This is a genomic window from Rhodoferax ferrireducens, assembly GCF_049302455.1.
GTDB lineage: Bacteria > Pseudomonadota > Gammaproteobacteria > Burkholderiales > Burkholderiaceae_C > Rhodoferax > Rhodoferax ferrireducens_B.
The window spans coordinates 39761-53429 of the sequence record NZ_JBAQMD010000114.1; the positions used below are offsets into that span (position 1 = coordinate 39761).

13 protein-coding genes are annotated in these 13669 nt (G+C 58.4%); 8 read left to right on the top strand and 5 right to left on the bottom strand.

Going from position 1 to position 13669, the window contains the following annotated elements:
• Positions 1–32 precede the first annotated feature (32 nt).
• The 5 genes from WA157_RS18615 to ffh form a co-directional block, all read right to left on the bottom strand.
• Positions 33–452, bottom strand: coding sequence for a hypothetical protein (locus tag WA157_RS18615; protein ID WP_422622397.1), 420 nt, complete (start codon positions 450–452; stop codon positions 33–35).
• Entirely contained in the window at positions 449–1300 is an 852-nt protein-coding gene (locus tag WA157_RS18620; RefSeq protein ID WP_422622398.1) for a PulJ/GspJ family protein, read from the bottom strand. The genes WA157_RS18615 and WA157_RS18620 overlap by 4 nt, the downstream gene beginning before the upstream one ends.
• Positions 1297–1788: a type IV pilus modification PilV family protein gene (locus tag WA157_RS18625; RefSeq protein WP_422622399.1), complete on the bottom strand. Its 492-nt coding sequence runs from the start codon at positions 1786–1788 to the stop codon at positions 1297–1299. The genes WA157_RS18620 and WA157_RS18625 overlap by 4 nt, the downstream gene beginning before the upstream one ends.
• A complete protein-coding gene (locus tag WA157_RS18630; protein WP_422622400.1) occupies positions 1781–2299 on the bottom strand; it encodes a pilus assembly FimT family protein in 519 nt (172 codons plus the stop codon). The genes WA157_RS18625 and WA157_RS18630 overlap by 8 nt, the downstream gene beginning before the upstream one ends.
• 189 nt (positions 2300–2488) lie before the next feature.
• Complete coding sequence (ffh, locus tag WA157_RS18635; protein ID WP_011465614.1) at positions 2489–3853, bottom strand: signal recognition particle protein; 1365 nt, start codon at positions 3851–3853, stop codon at positions 2489–2491.
• Between the two features lie 77 nt (positions 3854–3930).
• Here ffh and WA157_RS18640 point away from each other — a divergent pair, with 77 nt between their 5' ends.
• From WA157_RS18640 to WA157_RS18675, 8 genes are all read left to right on the top strand, one after another.
• Positions 3931–4734, top strand: a complete 804-nt coding sequence (locus WA157_RS18640; RefSeq protein WP_422622401.1) for a cytochrome C assembly family protein — start codon at positions 3931–3933, stop codon at positions 4732–4734.
• Positions 4731–4958: a PP0621 family protein gene (locus tag WA157_RS18645; protein WP_422622402.1), complete on the top strand. Its 228-nt coding sequence runs from the start codon at positions 4731–4733 to the stop codon at positions 4956–4958. Before WA157_RS18640 ends, WA157_RS18645 begins: the two co-directional genes overlap by 4 nt.
• The gene (locus WA157_RS18650) at positions 4959–6713 is read left to right on the top strand and encodes a sensor histidine kinase (RefSeq protein WP_422622403.1); all 1755 of its coding nucleotides are present in this window, start codon (positions 4959–4961) and stop codon (positions 6711–6713) included.
• A complete protein-coding gene (locus WA157_RS18655) occupies positions 6692–8143 on the top strand; it encodes a sigma-54-dependent transcriptional regulator (protein WP_422622404.1) in 1452 nt (483 codons plus the stop codon). The genes WA157_RS18650 and WA157_RS18655 overlap by 22 nt, the downstream gene beginning before the upstream one ends.
• Entirely contained in the window at positions 8130–8741 is a 612-nt protein-coding gene (gene ampD, locus WA157_RS18660) for a 1,6-anhydro-N-acetylmuramyl-L-alanine amidase AmpD (protein ID WP_422622405.1), read from the top strand. The genes WA157_RS18655 and ampD overlap by 14 nt, the downstream gene beginning before the upstream one ends.
• A gap of 235 nt (positions 8742–8976) precedes the next feature.
• The gene (locus WA157_RS18665) at positions 8977–11862 is read left to right on the top strand and encodes a ribonucleoside-diphosphate reductase subunit alpha (protein ID WP_422622409.1); all 2886 of its coding nucleotides are present in this window, start codon (positions 8977–8979) and stop codon (positions 11860–11862) included.
• 133 nt (positions 11863–11995) lie between these two features.
• The gene (locus WA157_RS18670) at positions 11996–13198 is read left to right on the top strand and encodes a ribonucleotide-diphosphate reductase subunit beta (protein WP_422622406.1); all 1203 of its coding nucleotides are present in this window, start codon (positions 11996–11998) and stop codon (positions 13196–13198) included.
• Positions 13199–13369: 171 nt separating this feature from the next.
• A partial coding sequence (locus WA157_RS18675; RefSeq protein WP_422622407.1) for a hypothetical protein occupies positions 13370–13669 on the top strand: 300 nt, incomplete at its 3' end.

The following is a 13669-nucleotide window of genomic DNA, read 5'->3' on the forward strand; positions in this document are numbered from 1 at the left end:
TAAATTGTGGGCAGACCCATGAGCAGTTCAGGTTATAGCTCCATCGACGCAGACAGGCTGCGCTCAATGTAGCCGATGCTGCCAACGGCGGCGCCGTTGGATGCGACTGAGGTGAACTGGTAAATGGACCTGGTTGCTGAAGCTTCCGTATAGTCTGCGCGGCTGCAGGTCACGGTCACGCTAAAGCCGCCGTCAAAGGTCGTTGACAAGGTGGTTGGCGAGGGCGTCGGCAAAATCGGACAGGCTGAGGTCGCAACGACCGTACCGATGCCGAACTCCAGCCCGGCGCGCGCTGCCCAATAGGCCCGGGAGCCTTGAATATCCTGCGCCGAAGTGAGCTGCTGGGTGTTGGAAAAGGTCAGCATGAAGCCGCCCAGCGCGGCCAGGATCACCACCAGAAAGATGGCGGCGATAGCGGCAAAGCCGCGCTGCGCTTGTTGGATGCGATTCATGGCGTGTTGCTCACATGCACTTCGTGCTGCAGGCTGACGGTTTCAGCGCTGTCGGTCAGTTGCAGGGTCATGCGAATGAGAGCGTTGCGTTGCAGGTCGGAGCCGCTGTAGTCGAAGTTGCATGAGCTGACATTGCGGGCCAGGATGGGGCCAGTAGCGGGGCAACTGGTAGCGGCAGCGGCCGCAAAAGTGCTGATCGTGCGATGCAGATCCCCACCGCTGCATACAAATGACACGACGTTTTCGGCGCCGGACACCACATGAAAGCGGTTGCTGCCTGAGGCCAACGGAAACTGCGTGCTGGCAATGGGAATGGTCGTCTCCAGGGGAGCGCCAGCCTCGCTCAGGGGGTTTGATCCGCCAACTACGGCACGATTGACCTTGCCCGTGAGCTGATAGGCATCCGAATCGGGAATACCCAGGTTGTAGACCACGATCACATCACCCACCAAAATTCGCTGATCTGCTGGCAAAGCAACATTGCTGCCCAACATATTAAATGTCGTGTCAGCGGCAGTGAAGTCCAGACTGGTGTCATCACCCGCCGCCATGTTTTCGGCCCGGTAACGGGCACCGGTCTTGGTCGGGATGAATTCGACGCACTGATTGGCTGGTGTGGTCGTCGGCGTGCGAATGCTGTTGGGCAGCGCCCTTTGAATATCGCGCGTCATGCGCCGCACCGTGGTGTCGGCCGTATCCGTTAGCGCCGCGCGCCGGGCGCTGGCAAAGTAGGCGTCAATCGGGCTTTTCATGAAAACCGACACGATACCGCCGATCACGCCCATGATGACGATCACCATGATCAGTTCGACCAGGGTGAAGCCGCGCTGACAAGAAGGAGGTTTCATGGCAGTGGACATGACGGCGACAAATCACAAGTCCGGTAGCCCGCGAGGCTGATGGTATTGCCGGTCGGGTCGGTTACCGAAACGGTGACCCTCAGTGCCGCAACGCCGGTCAAATCGGTGCTGGATGCCACCGTCACGGGGGAAATGTTGTGGCTCGCCAGACTGGGAATTACGGTGCCCAATACATCCACGATGCCGCTCGTGGTGTTGTAGCCGCTGTAATCTGTGACGCAATCAAACAGCTTGCGGCTTCCACCGGCCGAAAATCCCAACGCGGTGCTGCCGGTTGGTTTGGCATAGTCCTTGAGCAGAATCTCTTCCAGCAAGGACTCGGCAATGGCGATCGTCTGCTTGCGCACCATCGGGTCGGCGCTGGACTTGACCACGGTGTTCATCACCGAAAGAATACCCGCCAGCCCGGCGCTCACCACCACGATGAAGATGATGAGCTCGATCAGCGTGAAGCCATGTTGGCGTGACCTAGTCATGAACATAGCCGGTAACTGCTTCGACAAAGACGATCGATGCATTGTTGATCTGGATGACGGTTTGGGTGCCCAATAAGACGCCAGCCGTGCTCATCGGCTGTCCCAGTCCATTGAAGTTGAAATTACCAGGCAATCCGTTGTAGCTTGCCCCATGGTCGGTGGCCGGGATGGTGGCCGGACTTTCTCCCCGAGGTCCAATCAGCGGCAATGCCGGACTGCAAGTGGGCGTGGGCGTGGTGGGAGTGGGGGCATTTGCGGCAATGCTCAGTGTTGCGGAGCCGGTCGTTGGGAAACTCACACAAACCGTCCTGCGCTGCGCCACCGCCGTCTTCTGCGCATAGCGCAGCAGCCCCAGCGTCTCATCATGAAACCCGCGCGCATAAAAATCATCGCTGTTGAAGATGCGTGGTGCCGCAAACACCGCCAGCACCCCCAGCATCACCATCACCATGATCAGCTCGATCAACGTAAAGCCACGCTGACGCTCGCCAGCGTGGCCTGACCAAAGCATTGCTTCGGACCGGTTGAGCTGAAGCTTCATGACTCTCGAAGGCTCATAAATGCTATTAAAGTAATAGCATAGTATTCAATATACACGGGGGCTAGAGCCATAAAATGTATAAATATCGCTTCTAAAGTGTTGGGGACAGAGCAAGCTCACTCGCTTCACTCCTGTAGCCTTGGTCTGTCCCACAATGTCTCAGAAGGGCATCTTCGGCATGCCCTTCATGCCGCCCATGCGCTTCATCATTTTCATCATGCCGCCGCCCTTCATCTTTTTCATCATGTCCTGCATCTGCTCGAACTCTTTGAGCATGCGGTTGACTTCCTGCACCTGCACGCCGGCGCCAGCGGCAATACGGCGTTTGCGCGTGGCTTTGATGAGCTCGGGTTTGCGCCGCTCCAGCGGCGTCATGCTGTGGATGATGCCTTGCTTGCGCTGAATGTCTTTTTCGACCCGGCCCATGTCCATTTGACCGGCTTTCGCGGCCATGGAGGCGGGCAGCTTGTCCATCAGGCTGGACAGGCCCCCCATCTGCTTCATTTGCTGAATCTGGGCCAGAAAGTCATTCAAGTCAAAACCGCCGCCGCTTTTGACCTTGGCCGCCAGCTTTTGGGCCGCGGCCATATCGACACCGGACGTGACCTGCTCCACCAGCGCCAGAATGTCGCCCATGCCCAGGATGCGCCCGGCGTGGCGCTCGGCGTCAAACACTTCCAGGCCGTCGAGCTTCTCGCTGGTCCCGGCAAACTTGATCGGCGCGCCGGTGACCTGGCGCACCGACAGCGCCGCGCCGCCGCGTGAATCACCGTCAAGCTTGGTCAGGATGATGCCGGTCAGGGGCAACGCGTCTTTAAATGCCTTGGCCGTGTTGACCGCATCCTGGCCCTGCATGGCATCGACCACAAACAGGGTTTCCACCGGGTTCAGGGCCGCATGCAGGGCCTTGATTTCCTGCATCAGCGCTTCATCAATGGCCAGGCGACCGGCCGTGTCCACCAGCAGCACGTCAAAGAAATGTTTGCGCGCATAGTCCAGCGCCGCCAGCGCAATGGCCACCGGTTTTTGATCCGGCGAGCTGGGAAACCACTCGGCACCGGCCTGGGCCGTCACCATTTTCAACTGTTCAATCGCCGCCGGGCGATAGACGTCGCCCGAGACCGTCAACACCTTCTTCTTGCGTTTTTCGATCAGGTGTTTGGCCAGCTTGGCGGTGGTGGTGGTTTTGCCGGCACCTTGCAAGCCCGCCATCAAAATGACCGCCGGGGGTTGTGCGGCCAGATTGATATCGCTCACGCCCTCGCCCATGGTGCTAGAGAGCTCCCGGTTGACAATACTGACCAACGCCTGGCCAGGCGAAAGCGAGCCCAGCACGTCCTGGCCCAGCGCTTTTTCCTTGACGCGGGCAATAAAGTCGCGCACCACGGGCAAGGCCACGTCGGCCTCCAACAGGGCCATGCGCACTTCACGCAGCATGTCGGTCACATTGGCTTCGGTGATGCGCGCCTGGCCTCGAATTTCTTTGACGAGGCGCGATAGTTTGTCTGAGAGAGCGGAGGCCATATGGGGTATTCCGATTGACGGAACCTAGGTTGGGGGCCAGAAGACAAGGGCCGTATGCAAAACGCTAAACTGTAGCCATGATTTTAGCCAGTGCTTCCCCCTTGAGTCTGACGTTGGCGCTTGGCGCTGCTGTAGCCTATGGCGTGTCGGCCTTCGGCGCCGCCCGTCTGGGCACCGGTGTGGCACGGGCTGCAGTCAGGCTGGGCTGGCTTCTGCATGGCGTGATGTTGGCCTGGAGCCTGTTCGGTGAGGCGCCCCGCTTCGGCTTTGCGCCGGCTTTGTCAGTCACCGCCTGGCTGGTGGCCGCCGTCTACGCCATTGAGAGCCGCGTCTATCCACTGTTGCAAACGCGCTGGGCCCTGTCCACGCTCGGCGCCATCGTGGTGCTGCTGGCGGCCTTGTTCCCAGGTAATCTGTTGCATGCGAATGCCTCGCCCTGGCTGCCGGTGCATTGGGCACTGGGCATCGCGTCTTATGGTCTATTTGGCACCGCTGTGGTGCACGCGTGGTTCATGAGCCGCAGCGAAGAGCGCATTCGCCTGGCGGCTGACGCCCACATCGGCATGCCGCTGCTGACAATGGAGCGCCTGACCTTCAGGTTTGTGAGCGCAGGTTTCTTGCTGCTGTCGGCAACCCTGGTACTGGGCCTCGTGTTTGAAAAGCAACTTTATGGTTCGGCGACGCCCCTGAAATGGGACCACAAGACGGCGTTTTCCTTGCTGTCGTGGCTGATCTTTGCCGTTTTACTTATTGGCCGCGCCCGTTTTGGCTGGCGGGGCAAGCGCGCGGTACGGGTCTTGTATATCGGCGCCGGATTTCTGCTGCTGGCTTACGTGGGCTCGCGCTTCGTCATGGAGATTGTGCTCGGACGCGCGCTATGAAGCTGTTACTTATCCTGGTGGTGGTGCTGGCGGGTGTCTGGCTGTGGCGCTCCAATCGGCAGTCTGACGCGCGCCTGCATCGTGAAAAGACAAAAGGTGAGCCACCACCGCTGGACATGGTGCGCTGCAAACTGTGCTCTGTCCATTTTCCGGCAACCGATGGCGTTCAGGGCAAGAAGGGCTGGTACTGCAGCGCAGATCATCGCCAGCGCGCGGAGCCTTGAATGAACCCGCCGCCAGACACACACTCCTGGTTTGGTCCTTCACTGCTTGAACCCGGCGTAGACAAGGTCGACAAGCCCGAAGAATTTCAGCGGCTTTGGCGCGGCTTCATGACCGCCCGCGTCACACTGGGTGTGGTGCTGATGTTGCTTCAAGGCAGCATCTATGTGTTGGGAGCCTCCAAAGACAGCGTCCTGCTCCTGATTTGTACCGGCTATTTCGCCGCTGCGCTGGCGGTGCGCTTGCTGGCGCATCCGCGCCAACTGGGGCGGACGTTTGACGTCCAATGGATCAGCACAATTGGCGTTGATCTGCTGGCTTTTATCGCCCTGCAATGGGTGCAGGGCAGCAGCATCAACTACGCGCCCTTGTTCGCCCTGCCAATTCTGATGGCCTCCATTTTGGGCTCGCTGCTGGTGGCCATGGGCACGGCGGCGGGCGTGACCTTGTTGTTGTTTGGCTATGCCAGCTGGATGTCCATTCAAGCACCTGGAGACATGGCCGCCCATTTTTTGCAGGCGGCGCTGACGGGTGCAGGCTGTTTTGTCATTTCGTTTCTGGCCAGCCAGATTGCGACCCGTCTGGTTAATGTTGAGCTGCGGGCGCAACGCAGCCAGTTGGCCGCGCGGGTACAGAGACGGGTCAACGAGCTGGTGATTGAATCTTTGACCGAAGGCATTCTGGTGGTCGATCGGCGCGGCATCGTGCGTGCCGCCAACCCGGCGGCACGCGAGCTGCTGGGGTTTGGGCACAAGCCGGGGGATAGGTCTTTTAATCTCGACGCGATGATTGAATGGCAGTGCCTGGTTGATTTGATGCAACGCAGTTTTTCCGGGCATGCCGCCCAGCAGGCCGATGTCACCATTCATCCGGCCGGTCAAGGTCCAAGGCATATCCAGGTACGCACACAGCTGACGGCCACGCAGGCAGGGGATGACGAGCGGCTGTGTGTCATGTTCGTGCAGGATCAGCGCGAGATGCAGGCGCGGATACGAACCGAAAAGCTGGCCAGCATGGGCCGCATGTCCACCGCGGTGGCGCACGAAATTCGCAACCCGCTGGCCACCATCACGCAAGCCAATGCGCTGCTCGACGAAGACCTGATCGACCCCAAACACAAGCAGCTCACCCGGATGGTGCAGCAGAACGCCAAACGGCTGGAGAAAATTGTGGAAGACATTCTCAATGTCTCCCGCGTGCAGCAGCTTGAAAGTGTCAATTCAACGCCGGCGCTGGACTTGAATGCATCGGTCGAAAGAATTTGCCGTGACTGGCAAAACCAGACAGCCAGCGAGCACCTGCTCAGCGTCCAACTACCCCCCGGCTTGATCGAGGTGAAGTTTGAGTCCGAGCATCTGCGCCGGATTCTGGTCAACCTGCTTGACAATGCACGGCGCTACGCAAGTCACCAACTTAACGCGATTCAGGTGTCGGTCAGACCGACGACCCTTGGGCATTGCGCTCTCAGTGTGTGGAGCGACGGCCAGCCCATGGATCAATCGGTGGAGCGACATCTGTTTGAACCATTTTTTTCTTCAGAAAGCCGCTCCAGCGGCCTGGGCCTTTATATTTGCCGGGAGTTGTGCGAGGGGCATGGTGCCACTATTGCCTACGACCGGACCCAGCGAACCATGACTGGCAAGCCTGTTGATGGCAATGAGTTCCTGGTGACCTTGCAGACCCGGCCCGCAACGAGCCGCGCCCAGATGACCCACCAGCACATACCGGACACACCATGGCATCAAACACAACGCTGAGCAATGCCCGGATTCTGGTCGTCGATGACGAGCCCGACTTGCGTACGCTGTACGAGTTGACACTGTTGCGCGAGGGTTACCGGGTGGAAACAGCCGGCAACCTGGCGCAGGCCTTGCAGCATCTGGGCGAGCGCCGCTTTGACGTTGTGATTACCGACATGCGCCTGCCTGATGGTCTGGGTCTGGAACTGATCCAGCAACTCCGGGCGCAACAGCGCCCGGAGCGATGCGTCGTCATCACAGCCTATGGCTCAGCAGAAAATGCCGTCGAGTCACTCAAGACGGGCGCTTTTGACTATCTGACCAAGCCGGTTGATCTCAAGCAGTTTCGATCCGTCATCGCCTCTGCCGTGCAGGACCCGGCTCCGCGGGCAACCCCGCTCGGTCGTGCCGGCTCGCCACCCCCTGAGAGCAGCGATGCCGTGTTGCAGCGGCTGGTGGGGGAATCAGACAGCATGAGGCGGGTCAAGGAGCGCATCGTCAAGGTGGCACGCAGCATGGCACCCGTATTGGTGCATGGCGAATCCGGCACCGGCAAGGAACTGGTTGCGCGTGCCATTCATGCCAACAGTCACCGTACCGGCGGCGCCTGGGTCGCGGTGAACTGCAGCGCGATTCCCGAGAGTCTGCTCGAAGCCGAATTTTTCGGCTCAAAAAAAGGCGCCTATACCGGATCAACCCAGGACCGCGTTGGCTTCTTCCAGGCCGCAAGCGGTGGCACCTTGTTTCTCGATGAAATTGGCGACCTGCCCCTGTCGATGCAGTCAAAGCTGCTGCGGGCCATCCAGGAGCGTTGTATCCGCCCGATCGGGTCGCCCCAGGAAGAACCGGTCGATGTTCGAATCATCAGCGCCACGCACAAAGACCTGAGTCTGGAAGTGTTGGCGGGCCGCTTTCGGCAGGACTTGTATTACCGTCTGGATGTCATTGAAATTGAGATTGCACCATTACGCGAACGCCGGGAAGACTTGCCTGCGCTGTGCCAGACCTTGCTGCGCCGGATCGCGTTTGAGGCCGGCATTCCGGTGCCGACACTCTCCAAAGCGGGACTTGAACAGCTCTCCCAAGACCCGCTGCCCGGCAACGTGCGCGAGCTGGAGAATCTGTTGCAGCGCGCCGTCGCCTTGAGCGACGGCGATGAGCTCCAGCTTGAACTCACCGCTCGGCAGCCGCTGACCCAGGACGCCTCTCTTCTGGATAGCGGCCCGACACCGCTGGACGACGATCAAACCACCATCCCCAGCGACTTGCAAAGCCATCTCGACACTCAGGAACGCGACATCCTGATTCAGGCTCTGCGTGAAACCGGCTTTGATCGCACCGCCGCAGCGGCCCGGCTCGGTTTGAGCCAGCGCCAAATGGGTTATCGCATTGCCAGACTGAATATTGTTACCCCGCACAGCGGCGAATTGTCCGATGAGTCCCTTTAAGGCACAGGACGATTCGCCGCTTTGGCGCGAGGGTTGGTACCAATTTGCGGGTCGGCTGGCCTCACCCAATTACGGCCCCCGGCCAAGCCAGGCCGAGATTGACCTGATCGTGCTGCATTGCATCAGTCTGCCCCCTGGCCAGTATGGCGGTGACGAGGTACAGCGCCTGTTTACCAACCAGCTGGACTGGAACGCACATCCCTACTTCAAACGGATCGAGGGCATACAGGTGTCGTCCCACTTTTACATCCGTCGCCAGGGTGAACTGCAGCAGTTTGTCAGTTGCGACCGGCGCGCCTGGCATGCGGGCGTGTCGAGTTACCGGGGACGCAGCGATTGCAATAACAACGCCATTGGCATCGAGCTGGAGGGGGTTGACGACGCCCCCTTCGATGAACGTCAGTACGAAACACTGGCGAGCCTGTGTGCGGCCATTCTCCAACGCTACCCCATCACACAAGTTGCCGGACACGAACATATAGCACCAGGACGGAAAACCGACCCGGGAAGTGGCTTCGACTGGGCCCTGCTGCAACAGGCGTTGGGCTTGTCCTCAAGATTTTTCCCAGCCAGTGTTTTACTGAAAAGTCTTTGCTGATTATTGTCCTCAATTAAGTAGGGTCTTTTCACCTGACCACTACCGGTAGTGGTTTATGATGACGTTACCCCTATATATAGTGTTCTGCAAAACCGAAGCAAACCTATATCCCGGGATCAGGTTCTGCCCATTCAGGCACCGCCCCACCTAAAACACAGTGACAGACGAGGACAAAATGCAGACTGTTTCAAACCCATCACCCGCCCGCCACTCCGATGTTCCTGCCGTGCACCGTATGGACGGCATCGACGACACCGCGGCCCACTCACTGAGCCAGTACCAGATCATCCGCCGTAACGGCGCGGTGGTGCCTTTTGAGCCCAACAAGATCGCCGTTGCCATGATGAAGGCTTTTCTGGCGGTGCATGGCACACAAGGTGCCGCCTCGGCCAGCGTGCGTGAATCGGTCGACGGCTTGACGCAGGGTGTGATCCGCGCCCTGATGCGCTCGCGTCCGGCCGGGGGCACGTTTCACATCGAGGATGTGCAGGACCAAGTGGAGCTGGGCTTGATGCGCGGTGGTCATCATGAAGTGGCTCGTGCCTATGTTCTGTATCGGGAAAAGCGCACGCAGGAACGGGCCCAACAATTGATCGCCACAGCTGCCACAGCACCCCTGCTGCATGCCGTGGACAAGGGTGAGCGCATCGTGCTTGACCTGGCGCGCCTGAAAAGCATCATCGAGTCGGCCTGCACCGGCTTGGGTGCCGACGTCAAGCCTGAGCCGATCCTGGCAGAGACGATGCGCAACCTGTACGACGGCGTCCCGATGGAGGAGGTGTACAAGGCCTCCATCCTGGCGGCACGCACGCTGATCGAGAAGGACCCCGATTACACCTATGCCACCGCCCGTTTGTTGTTTCACACTATCGCCAACGAAGTCCTGGGCCGGGATGTGGTGCAGGCCGACATGGCACAAGCCTACGTCGATTATTTTCCCCAATTCATCAAAAAAGGAATTGACCACGAATTGCTCGACGAACGGCTGCAACAGTTTGACCTGCAACGACTGGGTGCCGCGCTGAAGGCCGAACGCGATCTGAAGTTTGATTACCTGGGGCTGCAGACCCTGTACGACCGCTATTTTTTGCACGTGGGCAAGGCTCGCATTGAATTGCCGCAGGCATTCTTCATGCGCGTGGCCATGGGTCTGTCGCTGGGCGAGATCGACCGCGAAGCGCGCGCCATCGAGTTCTATGAAGTCCTGTCTTCTTTCGATTTCATGTCAAGCACACCCACACTGTTCAACAGTGGCACCTTGCGCTCGCAGTTGTCGAGCTGCTATCTGACCACCGTGCCTGACGATCTGGACGGTATTTATGAGTCCATCAAAGAAAACGCCCTGCTGTCCAAGTTCGCGGGCGGCCTGGGCAACGACTGGACGCGGGTGCGGGCCCTCGGTGCGCACATCAAGGGCACCAATGGCGAGTCGCAAGGCGTGGTTCCCTTCTTGAAAGTCGTCAACGACACGGCGGTGGCGGTCAATCAGGGCGGCAAGCGCAAGGGGGCGGTTTGCACTTATCTGGAAACCTGGCATCTCGACATTGAAGAGTTCCTGGAGTTGCGCAAAAACACCGGCGATGACCGCCGTCGCACCCATGACATGAACACGGCCAACTGGGTTCCCGACCTGTTCATGCGTCGTGTCATGGAAAAAGGCCAATGGACCCTGTTCTCGCCCAACAATGTGCCGGACCTGCACGACAAGTTTGGCGCCGACTTCGAAAAGGCCTACGTCGCTTACGAAGAAAAAGCAGCACGCGGCGAGATCAAGCCAGCGCGCACAGTGCAAGCGGCGGACCTGTGGCGAAAAATGCTCACCATGCTGTTTGAAACCGGCCATCCCTGGATCACGTTCAAGGACGCCTGCAATATCCGCTCGCCGCAACAGCATGTCGGGGTGGTTCACTCCAGCAACCTGTGCACCGAAATCACGCTCAATACCAGCGACACGGAGACAGCAGTGTGTAATCTGGGCTCGGTCAACTTGCTGCAACACCTGAAGAACGCTCCCGCAGGCTCGGCCGACGGCGCCAAAGTGCTCGATCACGCCAAGCTGCAAAAGACGATCACGACCGCCATGCGCATGCTCGACAACGTGATCGACATCAACTTCTACGCCGTGAAAAAGGCGCGTGACGCCAATATGCGGCATCGGCCGGTGGGCTTGGGGGTCATGGCATTCCAGGACAGCCTGTATGAGCTGCGCATCCCCTACGCCAGCGATGCGGCCGTGGCATTTGCGGATACCTCCATGGAAGCCATCTGCTATTACGCCTATTGGGCGTCCACCGAGCTGGCGCGTGAACGGGGTCAGTACACCAGTTACAAGGGGTCTCTGTGGGACCAGGGCATTTTGCCGATCGACACGCTGGACATGCTGGCGCGCGAACGTGGTGGCTATGTGGAAGTAGACCGCTCATCCACGCTGGATTGGGAAGCCCTGCGTAAAAAGATTGCCAAGGACGGCATGCGCAACTCCAACTGCACCGCCATCGCTCCCACCGCCACCATCTCCAACATCATCGGTGTTGACGCCTCCATCGAACCCTGCTTTGGCAATCTGTCCGTCAAGTCCAACCTGTCGGGTGAATTCACCATCATCAACAGCTACCTGGTGCAGGACCTCAAGCGCCTGGGGCTTTGGGATGATGTCATGGTGATGGACCTCAAACACTTTGATGGTTCCTTGAATCCGATCGACCGGGTGCCGGCCGATGTCAAGGCCCTGTATGCCACCGCCTTCGAGGTTGAAACGCGCTGGCTGGTGGAAGCCGCCGCGCGTCGTCAGAAGTGGATTGACCAAGCCCAGTCTCTCAACATTTACATGGCTGGCGCCTCTGGCAAAAAGCTCGATGACACGTACAAGCTGGCCTGGATTCGCGGCTTGAAGACCACCTACTATCTGCGCACCATGTCGGCCACCCATGCAGAGAAATCAACCGTCACCGCCGGGCGCATGAATGCAGTGTCTTCAGGCAGTGAGTCGGCGCATGGCGGTGCCAGCATGAGTGCACTGGACGCTGCGGCGGCCACGGCAAGAATGCAGATGGCATCCGGCCCTGCAACCGACATCAAATTTTGCGGCGTTGACGATCCAACCTGCGAATCATGTCAATGAGGTTCATGCCCTCACCCTATCGTGGCGATGCGATGTTGCTGCGCCACACTCATCAACACAATAGCGCAACGATGTGAATGAATACTTTTCATTTCATTTCACTGCTCTCATAATCTGCTGATTGGAATCATCTATGTTGACCTGGGACGAAGAAGTCAAGCCCACACCGCCATTGCCTCATACACGCGGCTCATCCAGCAGCCGCTCGACGGAGCCGTCGCTGGCATCTGCCGAGGTTCACTCGCTGCATGATGGTGCGGCCCGTCCAGCCCTATCCGTCACAGCGAACCAGCGCGGTGCAGCAGTTTCCATCAGCCCCCGCCGCGTCAATGCCGCTGACAAACGAATCATCAATGGCAAGACCGACGTCAACCAGCTCGTTCCCTTCAAGTACAAGTGGGCTTGGGAGAAATATCTCTCCAGCTGCGCCAACCACTGGATGCCACAAGAAGTCAACATGACGCGTGACATTGCGCTGTGGAAAGATCCCAACGGGCTGACTGAAGACGAGCGTCGCATCATCAAACGCAATCTGGGTTTCTTCGTCACCGCAGACTCACTGGCGGCCAACAACATCGTGCTTGGCACCTATCGCCATATCACAGCGCCTGAGTGCCGGCAGTTCTTGTTGCGCCAGGCCTTTGAAGAAGCCATTCACACCCACGCTTATCAGTACATCGTGGAGTCCTTGGGTCTCGATGAAAGTGAAATCTTCAACGCCTACAACGAAGTCCAGTCCATCCGCGACAAAGACGAGTTTTTGATCCCCTTCATTGAAGCCATCATGGATCCGGCATTCAAAACCGGAACTCACGAGGCAGACCAGACCCTGTTGAAGTCGCTGATCGTGTTTGCCTGCCTGATGGAAGGTCTGTTTTTCTACGTTGGCTTTGCGCAGATTCTGGCTTTGGGGCGTCAAAATAAAATGACCGGAGCTGCCGAGCAGTACCAATACATCCTGCGCGATGAGTCCATGCACTGCAACTTTGGCATTGACCTGATCAACCAGCTCAAGCTTGAAAACCCGCAGTTGTGGACATCAGAGTTCAAGGCTGAAATCAAGGCATTGTTCGAGCAGGCTGTCGAACTGGAATACCGCTACGCCGAAGACACCATGCCCCGCGGCGTGCTGGGTATGAATGCATCCATGTTCAAAGGCTACTTGCGCTATATCGCCAACCGCCGCGCCACGCAGATCGGTCTCGAGACACTTTTCCCCAATGAAGAGAATCCGTTCCCGTGGATGAGCGAAATGATTGACCTCAAGAAAGAACGCAACTTTTTTGAGACCCGCGTGATTGAATATCAATCCGGTGGTGCGCTGTCCTGGGATTAATTTTTAAAAATGACAATAAAGATTTCACGTCTTGCTGACTGCCCTTGTGAAGGCAACAGTAATTTGTGCACCCTGGTTCATAGTGCTGGGTTTGAGCCCAACATCATGCATCGCTTCATGCGCTTTGACTGGCATGAAGTGCTCTTCGTAAATTGATCAAGGAGAACAATGATGGCAACTGCAAAAAAACCGGTCGTAAAAAAGGCCGCTCCCGTGAAGAAAGCTGCACCGGCTAAGAAAGCTGCACCGGCTAAGAAAGCTGCACCAGCCAAGAAAGCTGCACCAGCCAAGAAAGCTGCACCGGCCAAGAAGGCTGCACCAGCTAAGAAGGCTGCACCGGCTAAGAAGGCTGCACCGGCTAAGAAGGCTGCACCGGCTAAGAAGGCTGCACCGGCTAAGAAGGCTGCACCGGCTAAAAAAGCTGCACCAGCAAAGAAAGCTGCACCAGCAAAGAAAGCTGCACCAGCAAAG